General features: G+C 64.5%; 36 protein-coding genes. 32 read left to right on the forward strand and 4 right to left on the reverse strand.

Annotated elements, in window-relative coordinates; genetic code table 11:
- The 29 genes from AC5QAB_RS19210 to AC5QAB_RS19350 all read left to right on the forward strand — a co-directional run.
- On the forward strand, positions 1-141 hold a 141-nt coding region (locus tag AC5QAB_RS19210), incomplete at its 5' end, for an EF-Tu C-terminal domain-related protein (RefSeq protein WP_487247787.1).
- Positions 142-473: 332 nt separating this feature from the next.
- Complete coding sequence (gene rpsJ, locus AC5QAB_RS19215; RefSeq protein WP_005408208.1) at positions 474-785, forward strand: 30S ribosomal protein S10; 312 nt, start codon at positions 474-476, stop codon at positions 783-785.
- Between the two features lie 11 nt (positions 786-796).
- Complete coding sequence (gene rplC, locus AC5QAB_RS19220) at positions 797-1,447, forward strand: 50S ribosomal protein L3 (protein WP_004145336.1); 651 nt, start codon at positions 797-799, stop codon at positions 1,445-1,447.
- 12 nt (positions 1,448-1,459) lie between these two features.
- A complete protein-coding gene (gene rplD, locus AC5QAB_RS19225) occupies positions 1,460-2,065 on the forward strand; it encodes a 50S ribosomal protein L4 (RefSeq protein WP_004145337.1) in 606 nt (201 codons plus the stop codon).
- A complete protein-coding gene (gene rplW / locus AC5QAB_RS19230; RefSeq protein WP_004145338.1) occupies positions 2,062-2,361 on the forward strand; it encodes a 50S ribosomal protein L23 in 300 nt (99 codons plus the stop codon). The genes rplD and rplW overlap by 4 nt, the downstream gene beginning before the upstream one ends.
- A 10-nt stretch (positions 2,362-2,371) precedes the next feature.
- Positions 2,372-3,199 (forward strand): 50S ribosomal protein L2, encoded by an 828-nt coding sequence (gene rplB, locus AC5QAB_RS19235; protein ID WP_004145339.1) that lies wholly within the window; start codon positions 2,372-2,374, stop codon positions 3,197-3,199.
- Between the two features lie 6 nt (positions 3,200-3,205).
- A complete protein-coding gene (rpsS, locus tag AC5QAB_RS19240) occupies positions 3,206-3,475 on the forward strand; it encodes a 30S ribosomal protein S19 (RefSeq protein WP_005415413.1) in 270 nt (89 codons plus the stop codon).
- Positions 3,476-3,487: 12 nt separating this feature from the next.
- Positions 3,488-3,823: a 50S ribosomal protein L22 gene (gene rplV / locus AC5QAB_RS19245; protein ID WP_004145348.1), complete on the forward strand. Its 336-nt coding sequence runs from the start codon at positions 3,488-3,490 to the stop codon at positions 3,821-3,823.
- Positions 3,824-3,841: 18 nt separating this feature from the next.
- The gene (gene rpsC / locus AC5QAB_RS19250) at positions 3,842-4,576 is read left to right on the forward strand and encodes a 30S ribosomal protein S3 (RefSeq protein WP_004145350.1); all 735 of its coding nucleotides are present in this window, start codon (positions 3,842-3,844) and stop codon (positions 4,574-4,576) included.
- Positions 4,577-4,581: 5 nt separating this feature from the next.
- Positions 4,582-4,995 (forward strand): 50S ribosomal protein L16, encoded by a 414-nt coding sequence (gene rplP / locus AC5QAB_RS19255; protein ID WP_004154486.1) that lies wholly within the window; start codon positions 4,582-4,584, stop codon positions 4,993-4,995.
- Complete coding sequence (rpmC, locus tag AC5QAB_RS19260) at positions 4,995-5,180, forward strand: 50S ribosomal protein L29 (RefSeq protein WP_004154487.1); 186 nt, start codon at positions 4,995-4,997, stop codon at positions 5,178-5,180. Before rplP ends, rpmC begins: the two co-directional genes overlap by 1 nt.
- Positions 5,181-5,191: 11 nt before the next feature.
- On the forward strand, positions 5,192-5,461 hold the full coding sequence (gene rpsQ / locus AC5QAB_RS19265) for a 30S ribosomal protein S17 (RefSeq protein ID WP_004154489.1): 270 nt from the start codon (positions 5,192-5,194) through the stop codon (positions 5,459-5,461).
- Between the two features lie 12 nt (positions 5,462-5,473).
- On the forward strand, positions 5,474-5,842 hold the full coding sequence (gene rplN, locus AC5QAB_RS19270; protein WP_010483978.1) for a 50S ribosomal protein L14: 369 nt from the start codon (positions 5,474-5,476) through the stop codon (positions 5,840-5,842).
- 16 nt (positions 5,843-5,858) lie between these two features.
- Positions 5,859-6,176: a 50S ribosomal protein L24 gene (gene rplX / locus AC5QAB_RS19275; RefSeq protein WP_004154490.1), complete on the forward strand. Its 318-nt coding sequence runs from the start codon at positions 5,859-5,861 to the stop codon at positions 6,174-6,176.
- 11 nt (positions 6,177-6,187) lie between these two features.
- The gene (rplE, locus tag AC5QAB_RS19280) at positions 6,188-6,730 is read left to right on the forward strand and encodes a 50S ribosomal protein L5 (protein ID WP_005415416.1); all 543 of its coding nucleotides are present in this window, start codon (positions 6,188-6,190) and stop codon (positions 6,728-6,730) included.
- A gap of 18 nt (positions 6,731-6,748) precedes the next feature.
- Positions 6,749-7,054 carry a 30S ribosomal protein S14 gene (gene rpsN, locus AC5QAB_RS19285; RefSeq protein WP_005408209.1) on the forward strand — a complete coding sequence of 102 codons (306 nt, stop codon included), beginning with the start codon at positions 6,749-6,751 and terminating at the stop codon, positions 7,052-7,054.
- A gap of 258 nt (positions 7,055-7,312) precedes the next feature.
- Positions 7,313-7,711, forward strand: a complete 399-nt coding sequence (rpsH, locus tag AC5QAB_RS19290) for a 30S ribosomal protein S8 (RefSeq protein ID WP_005408210.1) — start codon at positions 7,313-7,315, stop codon at positions 7,709-7,711.
- 18 nt (positions 7,712-7,729) lie between these two features.
- The gene (gene rplF, locus AC5QAB_RS19295) at positions 7,730-8,254 is read left to right on the forward strand and encodes a 50S ribosomal protein L6 (RefSeq protein ID WP_014646052.1); all 525 of its coding nucleotides are present in this window, start codon (positions 7,730-7,732) and stop codon (positions 8,252-8,254) included.
- Positions 8,255-8,334: 80 nt separating this feature from the next.
- Complete coding sequence (rplR, locus tag AC5QAB_RS19300; RefSeq protein WP_169411773.1) at positions 8,335-8,694, forward strand: 50S ribosomal protein L18; 360 nt, start codon at positions 8,335-8,337, stop codon at positions 8,692-8,694.
- Positions 8,695-8,855: 161 nt separating this feature from the next.
- On the forward strand, positions 8,856-9,398 hold the full coding sequence (gene rpsE, locus AC5QAB_RS19305) for a 30S ribosomal protein S5 (RefSeq protein ID WP_005408213.1): 543 nt from the start codon (positions 8,856-8,858) through the stop codon (positions 9,396-9,398).
- Positions 9,391-9,582, forward strand: a complete 192-nt coding sequence (gene rpmD / locus AC5QAB_RS19310) for a 50S ribosomal protein L30 (protein ID WP_005408214.1) — start codon at positions 9,391-9,393, stop codon at positions 9,580-9,582. The genes rpsE and rpmD overlap by 8 nt, the downstream gene beginning before the upstream one ends.
- Positions 9,583-9,588: 6 nt before the next feature.
- Positions 9,589-10,032, forward strand: coding sequence for a 50S ribosomal protein L15 (gene rplO, locus AC5QAB_RS19315; protein ID WP_004154498.1), 444 nt, complete (start codon positions 9,589-9,591; stop codon positions 10,030-10,032).
- Positions 10,033-10,039: 7 nt separating this feature from the next.
- Positions 10,040-11,407, forward strand: a complete 1,368-nt coding sequence (gene secY / locus AC5QAB_RS19320) for a preprotein translocase subunit SecY (protein ID WP_005415420.1) — start codon at positions 10,040-10,042, stop codon at positions 11,405-11,407.
- 347 nt (positions 11,408-11,754) lie between these two features.
- Complete coding sequence (gene rpsM, locus AC5QAB_RS19325; RefSeq protein WP_004154500.1) at positions 11,755-12,111, forward strand: 30S ribosomal protein S13; 357 nt, start codon at positions 11,755-11,757, stop codon at positions 12,109-12,111.
- Between the two features lie 11 nt (positions 12,112-12,122).
- Complete coding sequence (gene rpsK, locus AC5QAB_RS19330; RefSeq protein WP_004145443.1) at positions 12,123-12,512, forward strand: 30S ribosomal protein S11; 390 nt, start codon at positions 12,123-12,125, stop codon at positions 12,510-12,512.
- 15 nt (positions 12,513-12,527) lie between these two features.
- Positions 12,528-13,157, forward strand: coding sequence for a 30S ribosomal protein S4 (gene rpsD, locus AC5QAB_RS19335; RefSeq protein ID WP_004145446.1), 630 nt, complete (start codon positions 12,528-12,530; stop codon positions 13,155-13,157).
- Positions 13,158-13,212: 55 nt separating this feature from the next.
- Positions 13,213-14,211, forward strand: coding sequence for a DNA-directed RNA polymerase subunit alpha (locus tag AC5QAB_RS19340; protein WP_005408216.1), 999 nt, complete (start codon positions 13,213-13,215; stop codon positions 14,209-14,211).
- Between the two features lie 190 nt (positions 14,212-14,401).
- Positions 14,402-14,785, forward strand: a complete 384-nt coding sequence (rplQ, locus tag AC5QAB_RS19345; RefSeq protein ID WP_005408217.1) for a 50S ribosomal protein L17 — start codon at positions 14,402-14,404, stop codon at positions 14,783-14,785.
- Positions 14,786-15,027: 242 nt separating this feature from the next.
- Positions 15,028-15,534, forward strand: coding sequence for a disulfide bond formation protein B (locus AC5QAB_RS19350; protein WP_005415421.1), 507 nt, complete (start codon positions 15,028-15,030; stop codon positions 15,532-15,534).
- A 104-nt stretch (positions 15,535-15,638) separates the two neighbouring features.
- Here the strand turns inward: AC5QAB_RS19350 and AC5QAB_RS19355 are convergent, their stop codons facing one another.
- Positions 15,639-17,762: a TonB-dependent receptor gene (locus tag AC5QAB_RS19355; RefSeq protein ID WP_495233572.1), complete on the reverse strand. Its 2,124-nt coding sequence runs from the start codon at positions 17,760-17,762 to the stop codon at positions 15,639-15,641.
- Positions 17,763-17,978: 216 nt separating this feature from the next.
- Between AC5QAB_RS19355 and AC5QAB_RS19360 the strand changes: the two genes are divergently transcribed.
- Complete coding sequence (locus AC5QAB_RS19360) at positions 17,979-19,370, forward strand: class II 3-deoxy-7-phosphoheptulonate synthase (RefSeq protein ID WP_014646058.1); 1,392 nt, start codon at positions 17,979-17,981, stop codon at positions 19,368-19,370.
- A 777-nt stretch (positions 19,371-20,147) separates the two neighbouring features.
- On the forward strand, positions 20,148-21,335 hold the full coding sequence (locus AC5QAB_RS19365; RefSeq protein ID WP_277877620.1) for a mechanosensitive ion channel family protein: 1,188 nt from the start codon (positions 20,148-20,150) through the stop codon (positions 21,333-21,335).
- A gap of 83 nt (positions 21,336-21,418) precedes the next feature.
- Here the strand turns inward: AC5QAB_RS19365 and AC5QAB_RS19370 are convergent, their stop codons facing one another.
- From AC5QAB_RS19370 to typA, 3 genes are read right to left on the reverse strand one after another with little or no spacing between them, the layout of a single operon-like run.
- Positions 21,419-23,041 (reverse strand): amidase, encoded by a 1,623-nt coding sequence (locus AC5QAB_RS19370; RefSeq protein WP_032955869.1) that lies wholly within the window; start codon positions 23,039-23,041, stop codon positions 21,419-21,421.
- Positions 23,042-23,082: 41 nt separating this feature from the next.
- On the reverse strand, positions 23,083-23,550 hold the full coding sequence (locus AC5QAB_RS19375) for a DUF2127 domain-containing protein (RefSeq protein ID WP_032955872.1): 468 nt from the start codon (positions 23,548-23,550) through the stop codon (positions 23,083-23,085).
- An 11-nt stretch (positions 23,551-23,561) separates the two neighbouring features.
- Positions 23,562-25,409, reverse strand: coding sequence for a translational GTPase TypA (typA, locus tag AC5QAB_RS19380; RefSeq protein ID WP_046429077.1), 1,848 nt, complete (start codon positions 25,407-25,409; stop codon positions 23,562-23,564).
- Positions 25,410-25,682: 273 nt separating this feature from the next.
- On the opposite strand from typA, the gene AC5QAB_RS19385 reads away from it, so the two are divergent.
- Positions 25,683-26,174, forward strand: coding sequence for a peptidylprolyl isomerase (locus AC5QAB_RS19385; RefSeq protein ID WP_005408225.1), 492 nt, complete (start codon positions 25,683-25,685; stop codon positions 26,172-26,174).
- The last annotated feature ends 22 nt before the right edge of the window (positions 26,175-26,196 follow it).

Genomic DNA, 26,196 nt, shown 5'->3' on the forward strand with positions numbered 1-26,196 from the left:
GAAATGGTGATGCCGGGTGACAACGTCAAGATGGTCGTCACCCTGATCAACCCGGTGGCAATGGACGAAGGCCTGCGCTTCGCCATCCGCGAAGGCGGCCGTACCGTCGGCGCCGGCGTGGTCTCGAAGATCATCGAGTAATCTGGTAGTATCTGCGCCCCGATGTTGCCTGGGTAGGGCATCGGGGCGTATCAAATGGGAAAGCAGGCACAGGATGTGCCTTGTGTTCCCCGGACCAGGAAGGGTCAATGCCATTCAGGCGGCGTCAACAGGCGACTGTTGACAGCTGCCTTGCGTGCCATTATGCTTCTACGTCTGGGCAGGCCGGGAAACTGGTCTGCCTACGTTTTTGAGGTCCATGGAGTGACCTTGTCGGCCTGCAGGACTGCGGGCCGTCCGTATTCAGGAATTTCATGGGGCAAAGCAACCCAGAGGCTTTGTCTGTCGCTCTTTTAACGAAGGAACCTACCGCCATGGCGGACCAAAAGATCCGGATCCGGCTGAAAGCGTTCGATCATCGTCTGATCGACCGTTCGGCCAGCGAGATCGTTGAAACGGCAAAGCGGACCGGCGCGCAAGTGCGTGGCCCGATCCCGCTGCCGACCAAGATCGAGCGTTACACCGTTCTCGTCTCCCCGCACGTCGACAAGGACGCGCGTGACCAGTACGAGACCCGCACGCACAAGCGCGTGCTCGATATCGTTGACCCGAATGACAAGACCGTGGACGCGCTGATGAAGCTCGAACTGGCTGCCGGCGTCGACGTTCAGATCAAGCTGACCTGAGGACTACGACCATGACGAAGAAGTATTCGTTGGGCTTCGTGGGCCGCAAGGCCGGCATGAGCCGCGTGTTCACCGAAGATGGCCGTTCCATCCCGGTGACCCTGATCGAAGCAACCCCGAACCGCATCGCGCAGATCAAGACCGTCGAAACCGACGGCTACAGCGCCGTGCAGGTGACCGTCGGCGCGCGTCGCGCTGCCCTGGTCAACAAGCCGGAAGCCGGCCACTTCGCCAAGGCGAAGGTGGAAGCGGGTCGTGGCCTGTGGGAATTCCGCGTTGAAGACGCGCAGCTCGGCGATTTCGCCGTTGGCGGCGAAGTCAAGGCGGACATCTTCGAAGTCGGCCAGATCGTCGACGTCCAGGGTGTCACCAAGGGTAAGGGCTTCCAGGGCACCATCAAGCGCCACAACTTCCGTATGGGCGATGCAACCCACGGTAACTCGCTGTCGCATCGCGCGCCGGGTTCGCTGGGTCAGCGCCAGACCCCGGGTCGCGTTTTCCCGGGCAAGAAGATGTCGGGCCACATGGGCGCGGTGCAGCAGAGCACCCAGAACCTGGAAGTGGTCAAGGTCGACGTCGAGCGCGGTCTGATCGCCGTTCGCGGCGCCGTTCCGGGCGCGGCGGGTGGCGATGTGATCGTCCGTCCGGCGAGCAAGGCATAAGGAGAGATGACGATGGAACTCGTTATCACGGGTAGCAACAACAAGGTCTCGGTCTCCGACGCCGTGTTCGGTCGCGATTTCAGCGAAGATCTGGTCCACCAGGTCGTCGTTGCCTACCGCAACGCCGGTCGCGCCGGCACCAAGGCACAGAAGACTCGCTCCGAAGTGGCTGGTACCACCAAGAAGTCGAAGAAGCAGAAGGGCGGCGGCGCGCGTCATGGCGCACTGACGGCTCCGATCTTCGTCGGCGGCGGTGTCACCTTCGCGGCCAAGCCGCGCAGCTTCGAGCAGAAGGTCAATCGTAAGCAGTACCGTGCCGCCATGTGCGCGATCCTGTCCGAGCTGAACCGTCAGGGCCGTCTGACCATCGTGGAGTCCTTCGATGTCGAAGTGACCAACACGAAGGGTCTGATCGCCAAGCTGGCCGGCCTGGAAGTGGGCAAGCGCCCGCTGATCGTCACCGAAGAAGCGTCCGAGCACCTGTACCTGTCCGCCCGCAATCTGCCGTACGTGCAGGTGCGTGACGTCCAGGGTCTGGATCCGGTCTCGCTGGTGGGTGCCGACACGGTCGTCATCACCGCTGACGCGGTCAAGAAGGTCGAGGAGTGGCTGGCATGAACAGCAACGAAAAAATCTTCAGCGTGCTGCGTGCCCCGCGTGTCTCCGAAAAGACCGCGCGCCTGCAGGAACTCTCCAACCAGTATGTCTTCGAAGTTTCGAACGAAGCCACCAAGGCCGATGTAAAGGCCGCGGTTGAGCAGCTGTTCGACGTCAAGGTCGAAGCCGTCAACGTGGTCAACGTCAAGGGCAAGAACAAGTCCTTCCGTAACCGTGCTGGCCGCCGCGGCGATTGGCGCAAGGCGTACGTTCGCCTGGCCGACGGCCAGTCGATCGATGTAACGGCCAAGGCCTGAGGTACATCCCATGCCATTGATGAAATTCAAGCCCACTTCCCCCGGCCGCCGTTCGGCCGTGCGCGTGGTTACGCCCGACCTGCACAAGGGTGCTCCGCACGCCGCACTGGTCGAGTCGCAGAGCCGCTCGGGTGGCCGCAACCACCACGGCCGCATCACCGTGCGTCACGTCGGTGGTGGTGCCAAGCAGCACTACCGCATCATCGACTTCAAGCGCAACAAGCTGGGCATCCCGGCGCGCGTGGAACGCATCGAATACGATCCGAACCGCACCGCCCACATCGCCCTGCTGTGCTACGTCGATGGTGAGCGTCGCTACATCATCGCCCCGAAGGGCCTGAAGGCCGGTGATCAGGTGATCGCTGGTTCGGATGCCCCGATCAAGGCCGGCAACACCCTGCCGCTGCGCAACATCCCGGTCGGCACCACCATCCACTGCATCGAGCTGAAGCCGGGCAAGGGCGCTCAGATCGCTCGCGCCGCTGGTGCGGCCGTGCAGCTGGTGGCTCGCGAAGGCATCTACGCCACCCTGCGCCTGCGCTCGGGTGAAATGCGCAAGGTTCCGGTCGAGTGCTGCGCCACCATCGGCGAAGTCGGCAACGACGAGCACAGCCTGGAAAAGCTGGGCAAGGCCGGTGCCAAGCGTTGGCGCGGCGTCCGCCCGACCGTTCGTGGTGCTGCCATGAACCCGGTTGACCACCCGCACGGTGGTGGTGAGGCCAAGGCCGGCCAGGGTAACCCGCATCCGGTCACCCCGTGGGGTGTTCCGACCAAGGGTTACAAGACGCGCCATAACAAGCGCACTCAGCAGTTCATCGTCCGCGATCGTAGGGGCTAATCGACCATGGCACGTTCACTCAAGAAGGGCCCGTTCGTCGATCACCACCTCGTCAAGAAGGTGGAGGCCGCTGCGGGCAGCAAGAAGCCGATCAAGACCTGGTCGCGCCGTTCGATGATCCTGCCTGACATGGTAGGCATCACCATTGCCGTGCATAACGGCAAGAACCACATCCCGGTTCTCGTCAACGAGAACATGGTCGGCCACAAGCTCGGCGAATTTGCCATCACCCGGACCTTCAAGGGTCACGGTGGTGACAAGAAGTCGGGCAAGTAAGGAGAGATGACAATGGAAGCGAAAGCCATCCTGCGCACTGCGCGCATCTCCCCGCAGAAGGCTCGTCTGGTCGCTGACCAGGTGCGCGGTCTGCCGGCCGAACGTGCGGTCAACCTGCTGAAGTTCTCGGACAAGAAGGCTGCCCACCTGATCAAGAAGGTGGTGGAGTCGGCAATTGCCAACGCCGAGAACAACCAGGGCGCCGACGTCGACGAGCTGAAGGTTCAGACCATCATGGTTGATGAAGGTCCGACCCTGAAGCGTTTCATGGCGCGGGCGAAAGGCCGCGGTACCCGCATCCTCAAGCGCACCAGCCACATCACTGTGGTTGTGGGCGCCGCCAAGTAAGCGGATAAGGAAAAGACCATGGGTCATAAAGTTCATCCGATTGGTATCCGCCTCGGCATTTCCAAGGACTGGAACTCCAAGTGGTACGCCAACAAGGCCGAGTTCGCCGGTTACCTGGCAGCCGACCTGAAAGTGCGCGAAATGCTGCGCAAGAAGCTGGCCCAGGCCGGCATCAGCAAGATCCTGATCGAGCGTCCGGCCAAGACCGCTCGCGTGACGATCCACACCGCCCGTCCGGGCGTGGTGATCGGCAAGCGCGGTGAGGACATCGAGAAGCTGCGCAAGGAAGTGAGCGAGATGATGGGCGTCCCGGCGCACATCAACGTCACCGAAGTGCGCAAGCCGGAACTGGACGCGCAGCTCGTTGCCGAGTCGATCGCCCAGCAGCTGGAGCGTCGCATCATGTTCCGCCGTGCAATGAAGCGCTCGGTCGGCAACGCGATGCGCCTGGGTGCCCTGGGCATCAAGGTCAACGTTGGTGGCCGCCTCAACGGTGCTGAAATCGCCCGTTCGGAGTGGTACCGCGAAGGCCGCGTGCCGCTGCACACCCTGCGTGCCGACATCGACTATGGCTTCGCTGAAGCCAAGACGACCTACGGCATCATCGGCATCAAGGTCTGGATCTACAAGGGCGAGGTCTTCGATTTCTCCCAGGTTGGCCAGGAAAAGCAGGACGACACCCCGTCGCGCAACGATCGTCATGATCGCGGCGACCGTGGTGACCGTCAGCGCCCGGCCCGTGAAGCGAGGTAACGACAATGTTGCAACCCAAGCGAACCAAGTACCGCAAGGTACACAAGGGCCGTAACGATGGCCTGAGCTGGAGCGCCAACGCTGTCAGCTTCGGCGAATACGGCCTGAAGGCAACCGCACACGGTCAGCTGACCGCGCGTCAGATCGAAGCGGCCCGCCGCTCGATCAGCCGCTACGTCAAGCGCGGCGGCAAGATGTGGATCCGCGTGTTCCCCGACAAGCCCATCACCAAGAAGCCCATCGAAGTTCGAATGGGTTCGGGTAAGGGTAACGTGGAATACTGGGTGGCCCAGATCCAGCCCGGCCGCATGATCTATGAAATCGAGGGTGTTTCCGAGGAAGTGGCTCGCGAGGCGTTCCGCCTGGCCGCCGCCAAGCTCTCGGTCACCACCACTTTCGTGACCCGTACGGTGCGCTGATGGATATCAAAACTCTCCGTGAAAAGTCGGCTGACGAACTCAAGGCCCACCTGATCGACCTGCGTAAGGAACAGTTCTCTGTCCGTATGCAGCAGGTCACCGGCCAGCTGCCGAAGACCCACGACATTCGCCGGGTCCGTCGCGAGATTGCTCGCGTCAAGACCCTGCTCGGCAGCACGAAGTAAGGATGGCCGCTATGAGCGACAATACTGAAAAGAAGACGCTGCGCACGGTCGAAGGCCGTGTCGTCAGCAACAAGATGGACAAGACGGTTACCGTCCTGGTTGAGCGTCAGGTCAAGCACGCGCTGTACGGCAAGTACATCAAGCGCTCGACCAAGCTGCACGCCCACGATGCCGACAACGCCTGCAAGGAAGGCGATGTCGTCCGCGTGACCGAGATTGCTCCGATGTCCAAGACCAAGAACTGGCGCGTGGTGGAAGTCATCACGCGTGCGGCTGAATAAGGAGTCTGAATCATGATCCAGATGCAGAGCTACCTTGACGTCGCGGACAATTCGGGTGCCAAGCAGGTGATGTGCTTCAAGGTGCTGGGTGGTTCCAAGCGCCGTTACGCCGGCATCGGCGACATCATCAAGGTCACCGTGAAGGATGCGATTCCGCGCGGCAAGGTCAAGAAGGGTGAAGTGTATGACGCCGTCGTGGTGCGTACCCGCAAGGGTGTGCGTCGCGCCGACGGTTCGCTGATCCGCTTCGACGGCAACGCTGCCGTCCTGCTGAACAACAAGCAGGAGCCGATCGGTACCCGTATCTTCGGGCCGGTGACCCGTGAACTTCGTTCGGAGAAGTTCATGAAGATCGTCTCGCTCGCTCCCGAAGTGCTGTGAGCGACAGGAGATAATCATGGCTAACCGTATCAAGAAGGGCGACCAGGTTGTCGTCAACGCTGGCAAGGACAAGGGCAAGCAGGGCGAAGTCGTCCGCGTCGACGGCGACCGTGTGGTCGTCGCCAACGTGAACATCGTCAAGCGCCACACCAAGCCGAACCCGCAGGCAGGTGTTGCCGGCGGCGTGGTCGAGCGCGAAGCTTCGATCCATATCTCCAACGTGAACGTGCTGAACCCGGCTTCGGGCAAGGGCGAACGCGTTGGCTTCAAGGTGCTGGAGGATGGACGCAAACTGCGTGTGTTCCGCTCCAGCGGTGAGGCGCTCGACGCCTGAGGAATGTGAAGATGACTTCCCGTCTCGAAAAGATCTACAAGGAAGAAGTGGTGCCGGCGCTGATGAAGCAGTTCGGCTACACCAATCCGATGGAAGTACCGAAGCTCGTCAAGGTCACCCTGAACATGGGTGTCGGCGAGGCTGCCACCAACAAGAAGATCCTGGAAAACGCCGTCGCGGACATGACCAAGATTTCCGGCCAGAAGCCGGTTGTCACCAAGTCGCGTATCTCGGTTGCGTCGTTCAAGATCCGTGATGGTTGGCCGATCGGCTGCAAGACCACGCTGCGTCGCCACAAGATGTACGAGTTCCTGGACCGCCTGATCAACATCTCGCTGCCGCGCGTGCGCGACTTCCGTGGTGTTTCCGGTCGTTCCTTCGACGGCCGCGGCAACTTCAACATGGGTGTGAAGGAACAGATCATCTTCCCGGAAATCGACTTCGACGCCGTCGACGCGATCCGCGGTATGGATATCGCCATCACCACCACTGCGAAGACCGACGCGGAAGCGAAGGCGCTGCTGGCAGCGTTCAAGTTCCCGTTCCGTAACTGATCTGTCGAGGAAACCGAAATGGCAAAGACCTCCATGGTCAACCGCGACATCAAGCGGGAAAAGCTGGCCAAGAAGTACGCTGAGAAGCGTGCGGCTCTGAAGAAGATCGTGTCCTCCGTGGACGCGACCTACGAGGAGAAGATCGACGCCGCAACCAAGCTGGCCAAGCTGCCGCGCGATTCGTCGCCGAGCCGTCAGCGCAACCGTTGCGAGCTGTCGGGTCGTCCGCGTGGCGTGTACAGCAAGTTCGGCCTCGGCCGCAACAAGCTGCGCGAAGCCACCATGCGTGGCGACGTCCCGGGCCTGCGCAAGGCCAGCTGGTAATCCCAGCCGGCCCTGCGATCAGCAGCCCCTGCAGGGGCCGCTGAACCGGGGAGGGGAGGCGTTCAGCTTCCTTTCTGCGAAAAAACCCGAAGAGCCCGACGCAAGTCGGGCTCTTTTGGCGTATACTCCCGCGTCTTGCCCTGTGCAGACGGGGTTGTAGGAGTGGGCCCCGGCCCGCTGCATCAAGGGACCTGGCCCGTTTCCAGGAGACAACAGATTTTCGCGAAAGCGGATATCGGTGCACTCAAAGGTACTCATATGAGCATGACTGATCCCATCGCCGACCTGCTGGTCCGCATCAAGAATGCGGCCGCAGTTGGCAAGCAGACGGTGAAAGCCCCGTCGTCCAAGATCAAGGTTGCGATCGCCCAGGTCCTGAAGGACGAGGGTTACATCACCGACCTGCGCGTGACCCAGCTGGAAAACAACAAGTCCGAGCTGGAAATCGTGCTGAAGTATTTCGAAGGCAAGCCGGTCATCGCGACCCTGAAGCGCTTCTCGCGTTCGGGCCTGCGCCAGTACCGCGGCAAGAGCGAGCTGCCGAAGGTCATGAACGGCCTGGGTATCTCCATCATTTCCACCTCCAAGGGCATCATGACTGATGCGCAGGCGCGCCAGCTGGGCGTCGGCGGCGAAGTCCTGTGCTTCGTGGCCTAAGGCGAAAGGAGTAGAACTATGTCCCGCGTAGCCAAGAAGCCGATCACCCTGGGTAAGGTTGAACTGAACGTCCAGTCGGACAGCGTCACCGCCAAGGGCCCGAAGGGCACCCTGTCGCTGGCCAAGCCGGCCGGCATTGCCATCAACGTCGACAATGGCGTTGCCACCCTGAGCACCGAGAACGCCGAGCTGGTCGCACTGACCGGCACCGTGCGTGCGATCCTGTCCAACATGGTCAAGGGCGTGTCCGAAGGCTTCGAGCGCAAGCTGGAGCTGGTTGGCGTGGGTTACCGCGCTGCCATGCAGGGCAAGGACCTGAGCCTGTCGCTGGGCTTCTCGCACCCGGTCGTGTTCGTGGCGCCGGAAGGCATCACCATCACCACCCCGACCCAGACCGAGATCCTGGTCCAGGGCGCTGACAAGCAGGTCGTCGGTGAAGTCGCCGCCAAGATCCGCGCGTTCCGCAAGCCGGAGCCGTACAAGGGCAAGGGCGTGAAGTACTCCGACGAAGTCATCATCCGTAAGGAAGCCAAGAAGGCGTAAGTGCGAGTCCCTCGCAAGAGCCCGCACATCCATGTGCGGACTCCTCAGGGAGAAGCCCATCCTTCAGCTTTCAAGGAATAATCAAAATGAACAAGAACATCGCCCGCCTGCGTCGCGCCAAGTCGACCCGCGCCCACATCCGTGAGCTCGGCGTCGCCCGCCTGTCGGTGCTGCGCACCGGCCAGCACCTGTACGCCCAGGTCTTCACCGCTGACGGTTCGAAGGTGCTGGCTGCCGCCAACACCACCCAGACCGACGTCAAGGAAGGCCTGAAGAACGGCAAGAACGCCGATGCCGCTGCCAAGGTTGGCCGCATCGTCGCCGAGCGCGCCAAGGCCGCCGGCGTCGAGAAGGTTGCCTTCGATCGTTCGGGCTACCGCTACCACGGCCGCATCAAGGCCCTGGCAGAAGCGGCCCGCGAAGCCGGCCTGCAGTTCTAAGGGACAAGGGCAGGGGGCCGATGGCCTCCTGCCTGCCTGCTCGCCAGCCTGAGCGAGGCTGGACGGCGCCGCTCTTCTGCAGTGGCCCACCGGAACAACGCGTCACTCCACAACCATAAGCGGCCTCGAGCCGTACATACCCAAACAACCAAGGAATCAACATGGCAGAAGAGCGTCAGCAGCGGGGTCGCGATCGCGACCGTAACCGCGAAGAGAAGATCGACGACGGCATGATCGAAAAGCTGGTCGCGGTCAACCGCGTCAGCAAGACCGTCAAGGGTGGCCGCCAGTTCACCTTCACCGCCCTGACCGTTGTCGGCGACGGCGAAGGCAAGGTCGGTTTCGGTTATGGCAAGGCCCGCGAAGTGCCGGTCGCCATCCAGAAGTCGATGGAACAGGCCCGCAAGAACCTGGTCAGCGTTGACCTGAACAACGGCACCCTGTGGCACACCATCAAGGATGGTCACGGCGCAGCCCGCGTGTTCATGCAGCCGGCTTCGGAAGGTACCGGCGTGATCGCCGGCGGTGCCATGCGCGCCGTGCTGGAAGCCGTTGGCGTGAAGAACGTGCTGGCCAAGGCCACCGGTTCGCGCAACCCGATCAACCTGGTGCGTGCCACCGTGAAGGGCCTGTCTGCTGCGCAGTCGCCGGCTCGCATCGCGGCCAAGCGCGGCAAGAAGGTGGAGGAACTCAACCATGGCTAATGAGTCCAACAAGACTGTGAAGGTCCGCCTGGTGCGTGGCCTGCGTGGTACCCAGTCGCGTCACCGCCTGTCGGTGCGTGCCCTGGGCCTGAACAAGCTCAACGATGTGCGTGAACTGAAGGACAGCCCGCAGGTACGCGGCCTGATCAACAAGGTTCAGTACCTCGTCCAGGTTGAGGAGTAATCGACCATGACTCTGCGTCTCAATGAACTGAGCCCGGCACCGGGCGCCCGCACCGAGCGCACCCGCGTCGGCCGCGGTATCGGCTCGGGCCTGGGCAAGACTGCCGGCCGCGGCCACAAGGGTTCGTTCGCCCGTAAGGGTGGCGGCAAGATCAAGGCTGGCTTCGAAGGCGGCCAGACCCCCATGCAGCGTCGTCTGCCGAAGATCGGCTTCCGTTCGCCGATCGCCAAGGACACCGCTGAAGTGCTGCTGTACGCGCTGGACAAGCTGCCGGCCGGTGAGATCGATTTCGCCGCCCTGCGTGCTGCCAAGCTGGTCCCGAGCACCGCAAAGAAGGCCAAGGTCGTCGTCAAGGGCGAAGTGACCAAGGCGTTCACCCTGAAGGGTATTGCTGCCACGGCGGGTGCCAAGGCTGCAATCGAAGCTGCCGGCGGCAGCGTAACGGAGTAAGAAAATCATGGCGCAAGCTGGCATCGGTAACCTCGCGGGCGGAATGGGCAAGTTCACTGAACTTCGCCAACGTTTGCTGTTCGTCGTCGGGGCTTTGATCGTCTATCGCATCGGCTGCTACGTGCCGGTGCCGGGCGTCAATCCCGATGCCATGCTTGCCATGATGCAACAGCAGGGCGGCGGCATCGTGGACATGTTCAACATGTTCTCGGGCGGCGCCCTGCACCGTTTCAGCATCTTCGCGCTGAACGTGATGCCGTACATCTCGGCATCGATCGTGATGCAGCTGGCCGTGCACATCTTCCCCGCCCTGAAGGCGATGCAGAAGGAAGGTGAGTCCGGCCGCCGCAAGATCACCCAGTATTCGCGCATCGGCGCCGTGCTGCTGGCAGTGGTGCAGGGCGGCTCGATCGCGCTGGCCCTGCAGGGCCAGGTCTCGCCGTCGGGCGCTCCGGTCGTGTATGCGCCGGGCATGGGCTTCGTGCTCACTGCCGTGGTCGCACTGACCGCCGGCACCATGTTCCTGATGTGGGTCGGTGAGCAGGTCACCGAGCGCGGCATCGGCAACGGCGTGTCGCTGATCATCTTCGCCGGTATCGTGGCGGGCCTGCCGGGTGCGGTCATCCACACCTTCGATGCCTACCGCGACGGCAACATCCAGTTCATCCAGCTGCTGCTGATCGCCATCGTCGTGCTCGCCTTCACCTTCTTCGTGGTGTTCGTCGAGCGTGGCCAGCGCCGGATCACGGTCAATTACGCGCGCCGCCAGGGTGGTCGCAACGCGTACATGAACCAGACCTCGTTCCTGCCGCTGAAGCTCAACATGGCCGGCGTCATCCCGGCGATCTTCGCCTCGAGCCTGCTGGCCTTCCCGGCCACCCTGGCCATGTGGTCCGGCCAGGCCGCCAACCAGAGCAGCTTCGGCCAGGTCCTGCAGAAGGTCGCCAACGCCCTGGGCCCGGGCGAGCCGCTGCACATGATCGTGTTCGCTGCGCTGATCACCGGTTTCGCGTTCTTCTATACCGCGCTGGTGTTCAACTCGCAGGAAACCGCCGACAACCTGAAGAAGTCCGGTGCGCTGATTCCGGGCATCCGTCCGGGCAAGGCGACCGCCGACTACATCGACGGCGTGCTGACCCGCCTGACCGCGGCCGGCTCGGCGTACCTGGTGATCGTCTGCCTGCTGCCGGAACTGATGCGCACGCAGCTGAACGCCTCGTTCTACTTCGGTGGTACTTCGCTGCTGATCGTGGTGGTGGTGGTGATGGACTTCATCGCCCAGGTGCAGGCGCACCTGATGTCCCACCAGTACGAGAGCCTGCTGAAGAAGGCCAATCTGAAGGGTGGCAACCGCGGCGGTTTTGCCCGCGGCTGATAGGCCTGTTATACTTTCGTCTTCCTGACGTGATGGTCCCTCCGCTTCGCGGACTCCGGCCACACAAACGAAGGGCGGCCCCCGCAGCGGTTCCGGGTGGGGGTGTGATGAGGTGGTCCCGCGCTGGAGTAGCGCGGGCGGCCCCGGGGGAAACCCCAGGTCCAACCCCATCCGGCGCCGGAGCCTGGGCACACTCCCCAGGCCGGGTTCATGAAACCAATGGTTTCACGGGCTTCCATGTAAACCGGAACCTTGTTAGTATCGCTAGTTCACTTTTTTGATCCATCCTGCCGGATTGGCGTGCCCGAGGCGCGCTGTCGGCCATCACTCAGCTGGAGAACCGCGTCATGGCGCGTATTGCAGGCGTCAACCTGCCAGCCCAGAAGCATGTCTGGGTCGGGTTGCAAAGCATTTACGGCATCGGCCGTACCCGTTCGAAGAAGGTCTGCGAAGTCGCAGGCGTTGCTTCGACCACCAAGATCCGCGATCTGTCGGAGCCGGAAATCGAGCGCCTGCGCGCCGAAGTCGGCAAGTACATCGTGGAAGGCGATCTGCGCCGTGAAATCGGTATCGCGATCAAGCGCCTGATGGACCTGGGCTGCTACCGCGGCCTGCGTCACCGTCGTGGCCTCCCGCTGCGTGGCCAGCGCACCCGTACCAACGCCCGCACCCGCAAGGGTCCGCGCAAGGCGATCAAGAAGTAAGGGACTGAGAAATGGCTAAGCCCGCTGCTAAGACCAAGAAGAAGATCAAGCGCGTCGTCACCGACGGCGTTGCCCACGTCCACGCTTCGTTCAACAACACCATCGTCACCATCACCGACCGCCAGGGCAATGCTCTGTCGTGGGCGACCTCCGGTGGCGCTGGCTTCCGCGGTTCGCGCAAGTCGACCCCGTTCGCTGCCCAGGTGGCTGCTGAAAAGGCCGGTCGTGCTGCGCTGGACTACGGCGTGAAGTCGCTGGAAGTCCGCATCAAGGGCCCGGGTCCGGGCCGTGAGTCGGCCGTGCGTTCGTTGAACAACGTCGGCTACAAGATCACCAACATCATCGACGTGACGCCTATCCCGCACAACGGGTGCCGTCCGCCGAAGAAGCGTCGCGTCTAAAGGGAGCGATAAGAAATGGCTCGTTATATCGGTCCTACCTGTAAGCTCGCCCGCCGCGAAGGCGCCGACCTGTCCCTGAAGAGCCCGGCGCGTGCGCTGGACTCGAAGTGCAAGCTGGAGCAGAAGCCCGGCCAGCACGGCGCCACTGCCCGCAAGGGCAAGCTGTCCGACTACGCCACCCAGCTGCGTGAAAAGCAGAAGGTCAAGCGTATCTACGGCCTGCTGGAGCGTCAGTTCCGCAACTACTACAAGAAGGCCTCGACCAAGAAGGGCAACACCGGCGAGAACCTGCTGCAGCTGCTGGAAACCCGCCTGGACAACGTCGTCTACCGCATGGGCTTCGCCGTGACCCGTCCGGCTGCCCGTCAGCTGGTGTCGCACCGCGGCGTCACCGTGAATGGCAAGTCGGTCAACCTGGCTTCGTACCAGGTCAAGGCTGGCGACGCCATCGCCCTGTCTGAAAAGGCTGCCAAGCAGCTGCGCGTCCAGGAAGCCCTGACCGTCGCCGCCCAGCATGACCTGAGCCCGTCGTGGGTTGAAGTGGATTCCGGCAAGTTCACCGGCATCTTCAAGGCTGTTCCGGATCGTTCGGATCTGCCTGCGGACATCAACGAAGCGCTGATCGTCGAGCTGTATTCGAAGTAATTCACATTGGAGAGCCCCCGGCGACGGCCGGGGGTTCACTAGGAGAACCCGCAACATGACGGTTACCGCCAACCAGGTTCTGCGTCCTCGCGGTCCGCAGATCGAACGCCTTACCGACACCCGTGCAAAGGTCGTTATCGAACCTTTGGAGCGGGGTTACGGGCATACGCTGGGTAATGCCCTGCGTCGCGTGCTGCTGTCGTCCATCCCGGGCTTCGCCATCACGGAAGTCGAAATCGACGGCGTGTTGCATGAGTACACCACGGTCGAAGGTCTGCAGGAGGACGTGCTCGAAGTCCTGCTGAACCTGAAGGACGTGGCCATCCGTATGCACTCCGGCGACAGCGCCACCCTGTCCCTGTCCAAGCAGGGCCCGGGCGTTGTCACCGCTGCCGATATCAAGGTCGACCACAATGTGGAGATCCTGAACGGCGACCATGTGATCTGCCACCTGACCAAGGATACGGCGATCAACATGCGTCTGAAGATCGAACGTGGTTTCGGCTACCAGCCGGCTGCCGCGCGTCGTCGTCCGGACGAAGAAACCCGTGCCATCGGCCGCCTGGTCCTGGATGCCTCGTTCTCGCCGGTCCGCCGTGTCGCCTACGCCGTGGAAGCGGCGCGTGTCGAACAGCGTACCGACCTGGACAAGCTGGTCATCGATATCGAGACCAACGGCACCATCGATGCCGAGGAAGCCGTGCGCACCGCCGCCGACATCCTCAGCGACCAGCTGTCCGTGTTCGGTGACTTCACCCACCGCGACCGCGGTGCGGCCAAGCCGGCCAACAACGGCGTGGATCCGGTGCTGCTGCGCCCGATCGACGATCTGGAGCTGACCGTGCGTTCGGCCAACTGCCTGAAGGCTGAAAGCATCTACTACATCGGCGATCTGATCCAGAAGACCGAAGTGGAGCTGCTGAAGACCCCGAACCTGGGCAAGAAGTCGCTCACCGAGATCAAGGAAGTGCTGGCTCAGCGCGGCCTGTCCCTCGGCATGAAGCTGGAGAACTGGCCGCCGGCCGGCGTCGCCAGCCACGGCATGCTGGGCTGATATCGGTAATGCCTGGAGGCTCCACCGCTTGCGGTGGAGCCTTCAACGCAACACACCATGCCACGACGAACCGCAGGTTCGCGGGCAGGTCGTCCAGGACGGGCGGCCAGGACCAACCGCAGTCCGCGCAGTAACGCCAGGATGGCGACAACGATCCACACAGCCGCATCATTAACCAAGGAATATCACCATGCGTCACCAGAAGTCTGGCCGTAAGTTCAGCCGCACCAGCGCCCACCGCGAAGCGATGTTCAAGAACATGGCCGCCTCGCTGTTCAAGCACGAGCTGATCAAGACCACCCTGCCGAAGGCCAAGGAACTGCGCCGCGTTGCCGAGCCGCTGATCACCCTGGCCAAGGTCGACTCGGTCGCCAACCGCCGTCTGGCCTTCGCCCGCCTGCGCGACAACGAAGCCGTGGGCAACCTGTTCACCATCCTGGGCCCGCGCTACGCGAACCGTCCGGGCGGCTACCTGCGCCTGCTGAAGTGCGGTTTCCGCGCCGGCGACAACGCACCGATGGCCTACGTCGAGCTGGTTGACCGTCCGGTCGTGGCCGAGGAAGTGGCCGAGTAATCGGACCGCTCCAACGCGACACAGCGAAAGCCCGGCGCCTGCCGGGCTTTTGCGTTTCCAGGGGTCGGATCCCTTTCCGCAGGAAAGGGCTCTGACCCCAAGCAGGCAGCACCGCAGGTCAGATCCCTTTGCATTCGCAAAGGGATCCGACCCGCACCGTTCCGACAGGCGTCACCTGTGGCGGTTCGAATGGGGCGCGCTCTCGGTTACGCTTGGCGCCTTGATCCATTCGAGCGTTGACGATGAATCCACTGCGCTGGCCCTTCCGCGCCCAGTTCTTCCTGGGCTTCCTGATCTGCGCGGGCCTGCTCGGCTACGCGATCTTCCTGCAGCTGAAGATGGGCCTGGAGCCGTGCCCGCTGTGCATCTTCCAGCGCCTGGCTTTTGCCGCGCTGGGCCTGTTGTTCCTGATCGGCGCGCTGCACGGGCCGTCCAACCGTCCCGGCCGCGCCACCTACGGCGTGCTCGCCTTCATCGCGGCGGCCGTCGGCGTGGGCATCGCTGCGCGCCACGTCTACGTGCAGATGCTGCCGCCGGAGATGGGCGCGACCTGTGGCCCGCCGCTGAGCTTCCTGCGCGAGACCATGGGGCCGCTGGAAGTGTTCCGCACGGTGCTGACCGGTACCGGCAACTGCGGCAACATCGACTGGACGTTCCTGGGCCTGACCATGCCGATGTGGTCGGGCGTGTGGTTCGTGCTGCTGGCGCTGTGGGCACTGGTGGTGTCGCTGCGCAAGGTCAAGCGCTGAAGCAGGATGGGGTCGGATCCCTTTGCATCGCAAAGGGCTCTGACCCCATTCCCGGTGCGGGGTCAGAGCCCTTTCCTGCGGAAAGGGATCCGACCCCTGTCTCCTCAGAAGTCCTGCTGCAGGCTCAGGTAGGCGCCGCGGCGCGGTCCCCATTGCGGGGCGAACACGCCGACACCGCCGCCATCGCGCAGCTGGTAGCTGCGATCCAATGCGTTGATCACGGCCAGCTGCACGTGCAGCGGATGGCCGCTGTCGGCATTGAAATCATGCCCGGCGCTGAGGTTCACCTGCAGGTAGGACGGCAGCTCGCCGCCGTTGGGCACGCCCTCGATATCCGAACGCAGGCCGCTGCCGAACACGTAGTTGGCACCGACCCGGTTGTGCCCGGCGAAGGCGTAGCTGAAGCCCCCCGACGACGTCAGCTTCTGGTCGTGGTCCAGGTGGATCCAGTGGTCGGCCACATAGGCCAGCGCGTCCGGATCGAGGTTGTACTGGCTGGTGATGACCTGGGTGCCGATGGCCTTGTTGTACGCCGCGTTGAAGTAGGCGCTGAACGGACCGCTGCTGTAGTCGGCACTGAACTCCAGCCCACGGATATGGCCGCGGCGGTAGTTGAACGTCGAGTAGATGTAGGCGGCGCCGAACTGGCCTTCGTCCTGCAGGCGCGCGACGCGGCGGTCGTAGGCGTCCAGGCCCAGGGTCAGGTGTTCACCCAGCTGCTGCGAGACGCCGATGTCGTAGTAGTCGCTGCGTTCGGCCAGCGGAATGTTGTTGCCGCCGCCCGGCTGCTGGTTGGTGGTGCCGTCGTACAGGGCGATATCGCTGCTGGCGATCAGCTCACTGGCCGGTGGCGTGAAGTAACGCGAATAGCCGGCATGCACGGTGGTGCTGTCGCTGGCATTCCAGACCGCGCCCAGGCGGGGGCTGAGCTGGCCCTCGGTGCGGCCGAAGGCCTTGTAGCGATCACCACGCAGGCCGTAGTTCACTGTCCAGTCGTCGCCGATCTTCCACTCATCCTGCACGTACACCGCCAGCGTGCTGGCGTGGAAGGCGCTGCGGTCTGGAATCAGCAGTGGCGTGGTGCTGGATTGCTGGCCGGCGCCATCGACCGGGAACACCCAGCTGTTGTTGCTGGCGCGCGCATTCTCGTAGTTGCCGTACAGGCCGTAGCGCAGCGTGTGGTCGTTGCCCAGCGGGGTGGAGAAGTCGGCCTGCAGCGTGTTGGCGCGGTTGCTGCGCTGGACCTGCGAGGCGACGCCACTGAATACCAGATCGCCGATGACATCCGGGTTGAACGCCACGTCGCTGTAGCGCTGCCCGGCGGACAGCTGGTAGGCGGTGCCGCCCAGCGTGCCCTGCAGCACCAGCATGCCGAAGCGGGTGGTCTCGCGCTGGGTTTCATCCAGCTGGCTGGAGTCGAAGGTGGTCGTGTCCTGGTAACCGAACTGCGGGGTCTGCCCGGGATTGACCGGGATCTGGAAGCGATTGTTGGCGAAGCCGGCGAACACGCTCAGGCGGGTGTTCTCGTTGACCAGGTAGGTCAGGTCGGCGAAGGCTTTGCCCTGGTGCGTGTCGTCGTGCAGCGGCTTGCGCGAGCGGGTCGGGTTCTCCAGGCCGACCTCGTTCTGGTCGTAGTTGCCGGTCAGGAACCAGCTCCAGCGCCCTTGATTGCCCCACCACGAGGCATTCGGATTGATCTTGCCGAACGAGCCTGCGGTCAGACCGGCGCTGCCGCCATTGCCGAGCTCGGCGCCGCTGCGGGTGGTGATGTCGACCACCGCAGCGGTGCGCTCGCCGAACTGCGCCGGCAGCGCCCCGTCCATCAGGCGGATGCTCTTGATGGTGCGGGCATCCAGGGTCTGGCCGAAGCCGGAGATCGATTCGGGCAGCAGTACGCCGTTGATGCGGTACTGCAGGTTCGCGTGGTCGCCGCGCACGTGCACGCCACCGTAGGAATCCTGGACCACGCCCGGAGCCTGCAGCAGCACCTGGCTGAGCGGCGCGGAGGCACCCAGCGGCTGCTTCTGGATGTCCTCGGCGGTGATCTGGTACTGGCTGCTGCCGATGTCCGGCGACAGCGCATTGCGGGCCTGGTCGAGCTGGGCGCTGACAGTGACCGTGTCGAGGTCCTTTACGGGAGCGGCGGCATCGGCGGCCATAGCGAGGGTGGGCAGACTGGCCAGGGTCAGGGCGAAGGTAATGCCGGTAGCGAGCAGGGAGGGCTTCATGGCAGATAGGCTGTGGAAGGGGCCGACGGGGACGAAGTGTTACTTCGTAACAGTGCGTGGCGAATCATGCGCCTGTCCGGGCGGCCGTGGCCATGCGGTTTCTGGCCGATCGCGATGCCCTTTCCCCGGCGTTCAGTCATGTGCAGGGCGTGCCCAGCCCTTTGCGCCAGCGGCTGGCTCTGCGACCATGACCGCCCCCCTCCCCGGAAGTCTGCAATGAGCCTGTCCGCCGTTCCGCCCGTCCTCGATCCTGCCGCGACCGCCGCTGGCGCTGCCTGGTCGCCGGAGAGCTGGCGCGGCAAGACCGCGCTGCAGATGCCGACCTACCCGGACCCGGTGGCGCTGGACGCTGCACTGCATGAGCTGAAGCGCCTGCCGCCGCTGGTCACCTCGTGGGAGATCCTGGCGCTGAAGCAGCAGTTGGCCGAGGCCCAGGAAGGCAAGCGCTTCCTGCTGCAGGGCGGCGATTGCGCCGAGAACTTCAGCGACTGCGAATCGGGCACGATTTCCAACCGGTTGAAAGTGCTGCTGCAGATGAGCCTGGTGCTGGTGCATGGCCTTCGCCAGCCGGTGATCCGCGTCGGGCGCTTTGCCGGCCAGTACGCCAAGCCGCGTTCGGCCGATACCGAGACCCGCGACGGCGTGACCCTGCCCAGCTACCGCGGCGATGTGATCAATGCGCCGGCGTTCACCGAGGCGGCGCGCCTGCCGGATCCGAAGCGGATGCTGCAGGCGCATGCGCATTCGGCGATGACCATGAACTTCGTGCGTGCGCTGATCGATGGCGGCTTCGCCGACCTGCATCATCCGGAGTACTGGAACCTGGAGTGGGTGCGGCATTCGCCGCTGGCCGCCGAGTACCAGAAGATGGTGGCGTCGATCGGTGATGCGGTGCACTTCATGGAAACCCTGGCCGGGGCCCGCGTGCACAACCTCAACCGCATCGACTTCTACACCTCGCATGAAGCGCTGCTGCTGCCCTACGAGCAGGCGCTGACCCGGCAGGTGCCGCGCCAGCAGGGCTGGTTGAACCTGAGCACGCATTACCCGTGGATCGGCATGCGCACCGCCGCGCTTGACGGCGCGCACGTGGAATACCTGCGTGGCGTGCGCAATCCGATTGCGATCAAGGTCGGCCCGTCGGTGACGCCGGACCAGCTGCTGCGCCTGATCGATGTGCTCAACCCGCATGACGAGCCAGGGCGACTGAGCTTCATCCACCGCATGGGGGCAGCGCAGATTGCCGATAAGCTGCCGCCGCTGCTGGATGCGGTCAAGCGCGATGGCCGTCGCGTGCTGTGGGTGTGCGATGCGATGCATGGCAACACCGAAAGCACCGCCAATGGCTTCAAGACGCGCCGCTTCGACAACGTGCGTGGCGAAGTGGAGATGTCGTTCGATCTGCATGCGGCCGCAGGCACGCGACTGGGCGGTGTGCACCTGGAACTGACCGGCGAAGACGTGACCGAGTGCACCGGTGGCGCGCGCGAACTGACCGAGCGTGACCTGGAGCGCGCGTATCGTTCGACCGTGGATCCGCGGTTGAACTACGAGCAGTCGCTGGAGATCGCGATGGCGATCGTGCGCAAGCAGGAGCAGGTGCGGTAAGGGCGTTGCGGCAGGGCTTGCAGCCCTGCACCTGCTGACGCAACGGCAACAGCATGCATTCCGTGGGATGGCGGGGCGATGTGGGCAGGCAGGACACGCCGTGAACCCCCCTCCGGGGTCCGGCCCAGCCGCTGGCGGCTGGGCGTTCGGGCGCATGCGAAGCAGTGCTTCGCAAGCAAAGCGCCCTCACCCATGGGGGCTCGATGGCGCCATCCATGGCGCCAACGGTCCTGCCTGCCCACATCGCCCCACCTTTGACAGATTCCGGCAGCTGTTGGTAGGTGTCGACCGTTGGTCGACACGATTTTTCTGTCAGATAGCAGTATTCAAAATGGGCTCCGACTCCGTGCCGACCAACGGTCGGCACCCACCATCAGCAGCAGGTTCCGACAGATCCGGTTACGGGGCGTGAGCCGCATGGGCCCGAGGCATGCCTCGGGCGGGTTGGGCAGGACGCCCAACCCCGGTCTTGCCGTGTGCGCAGGAAAGCGCACACGAGCAAGCGGCGACCGAGCCTCCATGGGCGAGGGCGCTTTGCTTGCGAAGCTCTGCTTCGCAAGCGCCCGAACGCACAGCCGCCAGCGGCTGGGCCGGACCGCGGAGCGGGATTCACGGCGTCTCCCGCAACCGGACCGACCCCGCCATCCCTCGGAATGCACGCTGTTGCTGTTGCTGTTGAGGTTGCCGGCCAGCGGCCGGCACTACCGCAGGTGCAGGGCTGCAAGCCCTGCCGACCCACGCCCCGCTTACGAACGACTGACGTGGCGCTCATGCGCCATGCGCGAGTCTGTCCACTTGGCTGTTCGAGTGGAGGTGGCAACGGTGCACTGGCAAAGCGCACAGGCATACGCATGGCCGTTGGGATTGGCCGTACTGGTGGGCGGCATCGGCGCGTGGCTGATCCTGTGGATCTACCATCGGCTGAAGGGGCGCGATCGTCGGCGCGCGCGTATCGGGCGTGTGCTCGGGCTGCCGATGGCCACCGCATGGCCGCTGCTGCTGTTGATCCCTGCATTGCAGGCCACGCCGCTGCAGGATCCCGTTCTGGGCAACCTGCAACGGGTGCTGCATATCGCGCTGACCGCGTGCTTCATCTGGCTGCTGGTGCGGGCGGTGGCGGCGGGCGAACGTGCCATCCTGCGCAGCCATCCCATCGATGTCTCCGACAACCTGGAAGCGCGCCGCATCCAGACCCAGACGCGGGTGCTCAGCCGTGTGCTGATGGGCGGCATCATCGTGCTGGGCGCATCGCTGGTGCTGCTGACCTTCCCGATGGTGCAGAAGATCGGCACCGCGCTGCTGGCCTCGGCGGGCCTGATCGGCCTGGTGGCCGGTATCGCCGCAAAGCCCGTGTTCGGCAATCTGATCGCCGGCCTGCAGATCGCAGTGACGCAGCCGATCCGGCTGGATGATGTGGTGATCGTCGAAGGCGAGTGGGGGCGCATCGAGGAGATCGGCAGCAGCTATGTGGTGGTGCGCATCTGGGATGAGCGGCGAATGGTGGTGCCGCTGACCTGGTTCATCGAGAACCCCTTCCAGAACTGGACGCGGCGCAGCGCCGACCTGCTCGGCACCGCGTTCCTGTGGCTGGACTATCGTGCCCCGGTGGCAGCGATCCGTGCCGAGCTGGAACGCATCTGCCGCGGTGAAGCGCTGTGGGATGGCAGGGTCTGCGTGACCCAGGTGACCGAGACCAGCGAGCGCGCGATCCAGGTGCGCCTGCTGGTCAGTGCGCGCAGCTCCGGTGATGCCTTCGATCTGCGCTGCCTGGTGCGCGAACGCATGCTCGATTTCCTCGCGCGCGAGCATCCGCAGTCGCTGCCGCAGGTGCGTGCGCGGCTGCAGCATGCAGACGAACTGGACATGCCGCGCGGTCCACGTGCGCGCACTGCGGATGTGCGTTCGCCGGGGGCTGAAGACGGTGAAGCGGCGATCGTGCCGGTAGAGCTGGAGCCCGAGCGGTAGCGCCGGCCGCTGGCCGGCGAGCTCGGTTCTGCCGGCCAGCGGCCGGCACTACCGCAAGCAGGATTTCGCGGCGTTACCGGAGCTCACGGCTCGCCGGCGTCGATCAGGGTGTCGGTGTCGAAGTGCGGCGGGCGTCGCGCGCGGGTGCGCTGTTCGTAGGCGTAGGCCATTTCGATCAGCTTCGGTTCGCTCCAGGCGGTGCCCATGAACAGCAGGCCGACCGGCAGGCCATTGATCTGGCCCATCGGCACGCTGAGGCTGGGATAGCCGGCGACGGCGGCGGCGCTGTAGCTCTCGCCAGGGAAGTCGTCGCCTTCGCTGCGGATCGGCCACGCCACACCGGTGGTCGGCGCCACCAGGGCATCGAGCTGGTGGGCGGCGAGGGCGGCGTCGATGCCTTCCGCGCCGGCCAGCCGGCGCGCATCGCTGCGTGCACGGATATAGGCGGGGTCGGCCAGGCCGGCGGTAGCGTCGGCCGCCACCAGCAGTTCCTGGCCGAACAGGCCCAGCTCCTGCTTGCTGTGCGCCTGGTTGAAGGCGATCAGGTCGGCCAGGCTGCGTAGTGGCGCGCGATGGGTGCTGAAGTAGCGCTCCAGCCCGGCCTTGAATTCGTACAGCAGCACCGTGCGTTCCGCCTCGGCCCAGGCGCCCTGGTTGGGCAGCTCCACCGGCACCACGAAGGCACCCGCCCGACGCAGCTCGGTGGCCGCCTGTTCGATCAGCGGCGGCATGCCGCGGTATTTCAGCAGCGGTGTCTGCAGCAGGCCGATGCGCTTGCCACGCAGGCCCTGCGGGTCCAGGCGCGCGGTGTAGTCGTACACCGCGCGGCCAGGCATGGTCGCCGTGGCCGGGTCGGCATCGTCGCGGCCGGCGATAGCGGTCAGCACGGCTGCAGCGTCGGCGACGCTGCGGGTCATCGGCCCTGCGGTGTCCTGGCTGAAGGAAATCGGGATGATGCCCTCGCGGCTGACCAGGCCGACGGTCGGCTTGAGGCCGACGATGCCATTGACCGCCGCAGGGCAGACGATGCTGCCGTCGGTTTCGGTGCCGATCGCCACGCTGGCCAGGTTGGCGGCGACCGCCACCGCGCTGCCGCTGCTGGAACCGCAGGGCGAGTGGCTGAGGCGATAGGGATTGCGGGTCTGGCCGCCGCGCGCGCTCCAGCCGGACACCGAATCGTTGCCGCGGAAATTGGCCCACTCGCTGAGATTGGTCTTGCCCAGCACCACCGCGCCGGCGTCGCGCAGCCGGCGCACCAGGTAGGCGTCGTCCGGGCGGAACCCCTGCAGGGCCAGCGAGCCGGCGCTGGTGGCCATCGGGGCGGCGTTGATGTTGTCCTTCAGCAGTACCGGAATGCCGTGCAGCGGGCCGCGCAGGCGTCCATCACGGCGCTCGCGGTCGCGCGCAGCGGCTTCCTTCAGTGCATCCGGGTTGAGCTCGATCACCGCGCGCAGGCGCGGCCCGGTGCGGTCCAGGGTGGCGATGCGCTGCAGGTAGGCCTGGGTCAGGGTGGTGCTGTCCAGCTCACCGGCGCTCATCCGCGCCTGCAGGTCGGTGACATCGGTTTCGGCGTACGGGAACGGCACGTTGCGGCTCGCGGGTTCGGCCGCATGCGCGCTGGACGCGGCCGGGCTGCAGCCAGCCGAAAGCAGCGCAGGCAGCGCGGCAAGCAGGCAGGTCAGCAGAGGCGGCAAGGACGGGCGCATGGGGCGGCTTGGTCGGCTCCAATCCCCAGTGTAGCCGGTGCTCAGCGGTGGCGCTTGCGCAGGTCGCGGGCGAGGACGTAGACCACGATCAGGTTGATCGCCAGGATCGTCCACGATGGCCAGCCGGGATGGCGGATGATCGCGAAGATGTCGAAAGGCAGGTACAGGGAGGCGGTCAGGCAGCCCAGCCAGGAGGCCCAGGCCTTGGCCCGCCACAGGCCCCAGGCTTCGACCAGGTGCAGCAGGCCGTAGCCGATCATCCCCGCCGCGGCCAGGTGCACCGCGTCGGGGCTGATCATGTGCAGCAGCGAGGGCAGGGTGCCATGGTCCGGATCCAGGCTGAAACGCCGGATCAGGACCATGATGCCGTGCCGCAGCGGCTGCGGTCCGAGCACTTCCAGCCCGGTGGCGGCCAACAGCGCCAGCATCGCCTTGCTCGCTTCGAGCAGGGCGATGACGTGGAGGCCCGGATGCCGGTGCGGATCCGGGTTGTAGCCGCTCTGGTCCACGGGGTGCTGGCTCAGCCGCCGCGCGAAGCCTTCTTGCGGTCGCTTTCGGTCAGGAACTTCTTGCGCAGACGGATCTCCTTGGGGGTGATCTCGACCAGCTCGTCGTCTTCGATGAAGTCCAGGGCCTGTTCCAGCGAGTACTTGATCGCCGGGGTCAGCTGGATCGCGTCGTCCTTGCCCGAAGCGCGCATGTTGGTCAGCGGCTTGGTCTTGATCGCGTTGACGGTCAGGTCGTTGTCCTTGGAGTGGATGCCGACCAGCTGGCCTTCATACACGTTGTCGCCTTCGGCAGCGAAGAGCTTGCCGCGCTCCTGCAGCGGACCCAGCGAGTAGGCGGGAGTGACGCCCGGCGCATTGGCGATCATCACGCCGTTGATGCGCTTGGCGATCGCGCCCTGTTCCTTCGGACCGTAATGGTCGAACACGTGGAACAGCAGGCCCGAACCCTGGGTCAGGGTCTTGAACTCGTTCTGGAAACCGATCAGGCCACGGGCCGGGATCTGGTATTCCAGGCGCACACGGCCCTTGCCGTCCGGTTCCATGTTCTTCAGCTGGCCCTTGCGGGTACCCAGCTTTTCCATCACGCCGCCCTGGTGGATTTCTTCGATGTCCACCACCAGCTGCTCGATCGGCTCCATCATCTGGCCGTCGATTTCCTTGATGATCACTTCCGGGCGCGACACCGCCAGCTCGTAGCCTTCACGGCGCATGTTCTCGATCAGCACCGACAGGTGCAGTTCGCCGCGGCCGGAGACCAGGAACTTGTCGGCGTCTTCCAGCTGTTCGACCTTCAGTGCCACGTTGTGGACCTGCTCGCGGTCCAAGCGGTCCTTGATCTGGCGGCTGGTCAGGAACTTGCCACCGGACAGGTCCTTGTTGCCGGCGAACGGCGAGTTGTTGACCTGGAAGGTCATCGAGATGGTCGGCTCGTCGACGGTCAGCGCCGGCAGGGCTTCGGGGGTATCCGGGTGGCACAGGGTGTCGGAGATGGTCAGCTCCGGAATGCCGGAGATGGCCACGATGTCACCGGCCTCGGCCGTCTCCTGCTCGATGCGCTCCAGGCCCAGGAAGCCCAGCACCTGGGCGACCTTGCCGTTGCGCTTCTTGCCTTCACGGTCGATGACGGCGACCTGCATGTTCTTCTTCAGGGTGCCGCGCTGGATACGACCGATGCCGATCACGCCCACGAAGTTGTTGTAGTCCAGCTGGCTGATGCGCATCTGGAACGGGCCTTCCGGGTCCACTTCCGGACGCGGGGCGTGCTGCATGATTGCTTCGTACAGCGGGGTCATGTCGCCGTCGCGCACGGTGTCTTCCAGGCCGGCATAGCCGTTCAGGGCCGAGGCGTAGACGATCGGGAAGTCCAGCTGCTCATTGGTGGCGCCGAGCTTGTCGAACAGGTCGAAGACCTGGTCGATCACCCATTCCGGACGCGCGCCCGGACGGTCGATCTTGTTGACCACGACGATCGGCTTGAAGCCCATCGCGAAGGCCTTCTGGGTGACGAAGCGGGTCTGCGGCATCGGGCCGTCCATCGCATCGACCAGGATCAGCACGGTGTCGACCATCGACAGCACGCGCTCGACCTCACCACCGAAGTCGGCGTGGCCGGGGGTGTCGACGATGTTGATCCGGTTCTTGATGCCGGTTTTCTTGTCTTCCCAGGTGATGGCGGTGTTCTTGGCCAGGATGGTAATGCCGCGTTCCTTTTCCTGGTCGTTGCTGTCCATCACGCGCTCGGCGAGGACGGTACGCTCGGACAGGGTGCCGGACTGCTTCAGCAGCTGGTCGACCAGGGTGGTCTTGCCATGGTCGACGTGGGCGACGATGGCGATGTTGCGAAGATTTTCGATGGACATACGAAAGGGGGCCAGTCGGCGCCGGATTTGGAAAAAGAAGTCCAACATTATACGTCGAACTTGACGATTCGCGAAAAGGTGGATTTCACGCCTGTCACGGGGCCCATTCAGCTGGGCATCCGCCGCCCCGGCCGGGGCCGCCAGGACCCGGCTGCGCGGCTCCCCGTCCGGGGGCTGAAGCGGGGCGCTTCACCAATGGTCGAAGCCGCCGCCGACACGAGGCGGGTGTAAACTAGGTGGCTAGACGCATTCCCCTTTGCATCAAGGATCTTCATGTCCCTCATCGCCACTTTCGACACCACCCAGGGCCCGATCAAGGTCGAGCTGTTCGCCGACAAGGCACCGCTGACCGTGGCCAACTTCGTGAACCTGGTCAAGCACGGCTTCTATGACGGCCTGATCTTCCACCGCGTTATCGCCGACTTCATGATCCAGGGCGGCTGCCCGCAGGGTCGTGGCACCGGCGGCCCGGGCTACAAGTTCGAAGACGAGAAGAATGGCGTGAAGCACGAGGTCGGCTCGCTGTCGATGGCCAACGCCGGCCCGAACACCAACGGCAGCCAGTTCTTCATCACCCACATCAAGACCGATTGGCTGGACGGCCGCCACACCGTCTTCGGCAAGGTCCTGGAAGGCCAGGCGATCGTCGATTCGGTCAAGCAGGGCGACGTGATCCATTCGATCACCCTGGAAGGCGACGTCGACGCCGTGCTGGCCGCCCAGGCCGACCGCGTCGCGGAGTGGAACAAGCACCTCGCCGCCTGATCCCCCTTCGAAACGGCCACCC

Source organism: Stenotrophomonas sp. YJH_SMC_127, from assembly GCF_059372445.1.

Bases quoted from the DNA above. Each gene is read 5' to 3' on its own strand.
- rplN (WP_010483978.1), top strand. From the start codon at position 5,474: ATGATCCAGATGCAGAGCTACCTTGACGTCGCGGACAATTCGGGTGCC.
- AC5QAB_RS19365 (WP_277877620.1), top strand. From the start codon at position 20,148: ATGCGCGAGTCTGTCCACTTGGCTGTTCGAGTGGAGGTGGCAACGGTG.
- rpsC (WP_004145350.1), top strand. From the start codon at position 3,842: ATGGGTCATAAAGTTCATCCGATTGGTATCCGCCTCGGCATTTCCAAG.
- rpsM (WP_004154500.1), top strand. From the start codon at position 11,755: ATGGCGCGTATTGCAGGCGTCAACCTGCCAGCCCAGAAGCATGTCTGG.
- rpsK (WP_004145443.1), top strand. From the start codon at position 12,123: ATGGCTAAGCCCGCTGCTAAGACCAAGAAGAAGATCAAGCGCGTCGTC.
- AC5QAB_RS19355 (WP_495233572.1), bottom strand. From the start codon at position 17,762: ATGAAGCCCTCCCTGCTCGCTACCGGCATTACCTTCGCCCTGACCCTG.
- AC5QAB_RS19350 (WP_005415421.1), top strand. From the start codon at position 15,028: ATGAATCCACTGCGCTGGCCCTTCCGCGCCCAGTTCTTCCTGGGCTTC.
- AC5QAB_RS19360 (WP_014646058.1), top strand. From the start codon at position 17,979: ATGAGCCTGTCCGCCGTTCCGCCCGTCCTCGATCCTGCCGCGACCGCC.
- rplB (WP_004145339.1), top strand. From the start codon at position 2,372: ATGCCATTGATGAAATTCAAGCCCACTTCCCCCGGCCGCCGTTCGGCC.
- AC5QAB_RS19370 (WP_032955869.1), bottom strand. From the start codon at position 23,041: ATGCGCCCGTCCTTGCCGCCTCTGCTGACCTGCCTGCTTGCCGCGCTG.
- rplE (WP_005415416.1), top strand. From the start codon at position 6,188: ATGACTTCCCGTCTCGAAAAGATCTACAAGGAAGAAGTGGTGCCGGCG.
- rpsE (WP_005408213.1), top strand. From the start codon at position 8,856: ATGGCAGAAGAGCGTCAGCAGCGGGGTCGCGATCGCGACCGTAACCGC.
- AC5QAB_RS19340 (WP_005408216.1), top strand. From the start codon at position 13,213: ATGACGGTTACCGCCAACCAGGTTCTGCGTCCTCGCGGTCCGCAGATC.
- rplQ (WP_005408217.1), top strand. From the start codon at position 14,402: ATGCGTCACCAGAAGTCTGGCCGTAAGTTCAGCCGCACCAGCGCCCAC.
- rpsS (WP_005415413.1), top strand. From the start codon at position 3,206: ATGGCACGTTCACTCAAGAAGGGCCCGTTCGTCGATCACCACCTCGTC.
- rpsD (WP_004145446.1), top strand. From the start codon at position 12,528: ATGGCTCGTTATATCGGTCCTACCTGTAAGCTCGCCCGCCGCGAAGGC.
- rplC (WP_004145336.1), top strand. From the start codon at position 797: ATGACGAAGAAGTATTCGTTGGGCTTCGTGGGCCGCAAGGCCGGCATG.
- rplX (WP_004154490.1), top strand. From the start codon at position 5,859: ATGGCTAACCGTATCAAGAAGGGCGACCAGGTTGTCGTCAACGCTGGC.
- rpsQ (WP_004154489.1), top strand. From the start codon at position 5,192: ATGAGCGACAATACTGAAAAGAAGACGCTGCGCACGGTCGAAGGCCGT.
- rplF (WP_014646052.1), top strand. From the start codon at position 7,730: ATGTCCCGCGTAGCCAAGAAGCCGATCACCCTGGGTAAGGTTGAACTG.
- rplP (WP_004154486.1), top strand. From the start codon at position 4,582: ATGTTGCAACCCAAGCGAACCAAGTACCGCAAGGTACACAAGGGCCGT.
- rplD (WP_004145337.1), top strand. From the start codon at position 1,460: ATGGAACTCGTTATCACGGGTAGCAACAACAAGGTCTCGGTCTCCGAC.
- rplV (WP_004145348.1), top strand. From the start codon at position 3,488: ATGGAAGCGAAAGCCATCCTGCGCACTGCGCGCATCTCCCCGCAGAAG.
- rpmC (WP_004154487.1), top strand. From the start codon at position 4,995: ATGGATATCAAAACTCTCCGTGAAAAGTCGGCTGACGAACTCAAGGCC.
- rpsH (WP_005408210.1), top strand. From the start codon at position 7,313: ATGAGCATGACTGATCCCATCGCCGACCTGCTGGTCCGCATCAAGAAT.
- AC5QAB_RS19385 (WP_005408225.1), top strand. From the start codon at position 25,683: ATGTCCCTCATCGCCACTTTCGACACCACCCAGGGCCCGATCAAGGTC.
- secY (WP_005415420.1), top strand. From the start codon at position 10,040: ATGGCGCAAGCTGGCATCGGTAACCTCGCGGGCGGAATGGGCAAGTTC.
- rpsN (WP_005408209.1), top strand. From the start codon at position 6,749: ATGGCAAAGACCTCCATGGTCAACCGCGACATCAAGCGGGAAAAGCTG.
- rpmD (WP_005408214.1), top strand. From the start codon at position 9,391: ATGGCTAATGAGTCCAACAAGACTGTGAAGGTCCGCCTGGTGCGTGGC.
- rplO (WP_004154498.1), top strand. From the start codon at position 9,589: ATGACTCTGCGTCTCAATGAACTGAGCCCGGCACCGGGCGCCCGCACC.
- rpsJ (WP_005408208.1), top strand. From the start codon at position 474: ATGGCGGACCAAAAGATCCGGATCCGGCTGAAAGCGTTCGATCATCGT.
- typA (WP_046429077.1), bottom strand. From the start codon at position 25,409: ATGTCCATCGAAAATCTTCGCAACATCGCCATCGTCGCCCACGTCGAC.
- rplW (WP_004145338.1), top strand. From the start codon at position 2,062: ATGAACAGCAACGAAAAAATCTTCAGCGTGCTGCGTGCCCCGCGTGTC.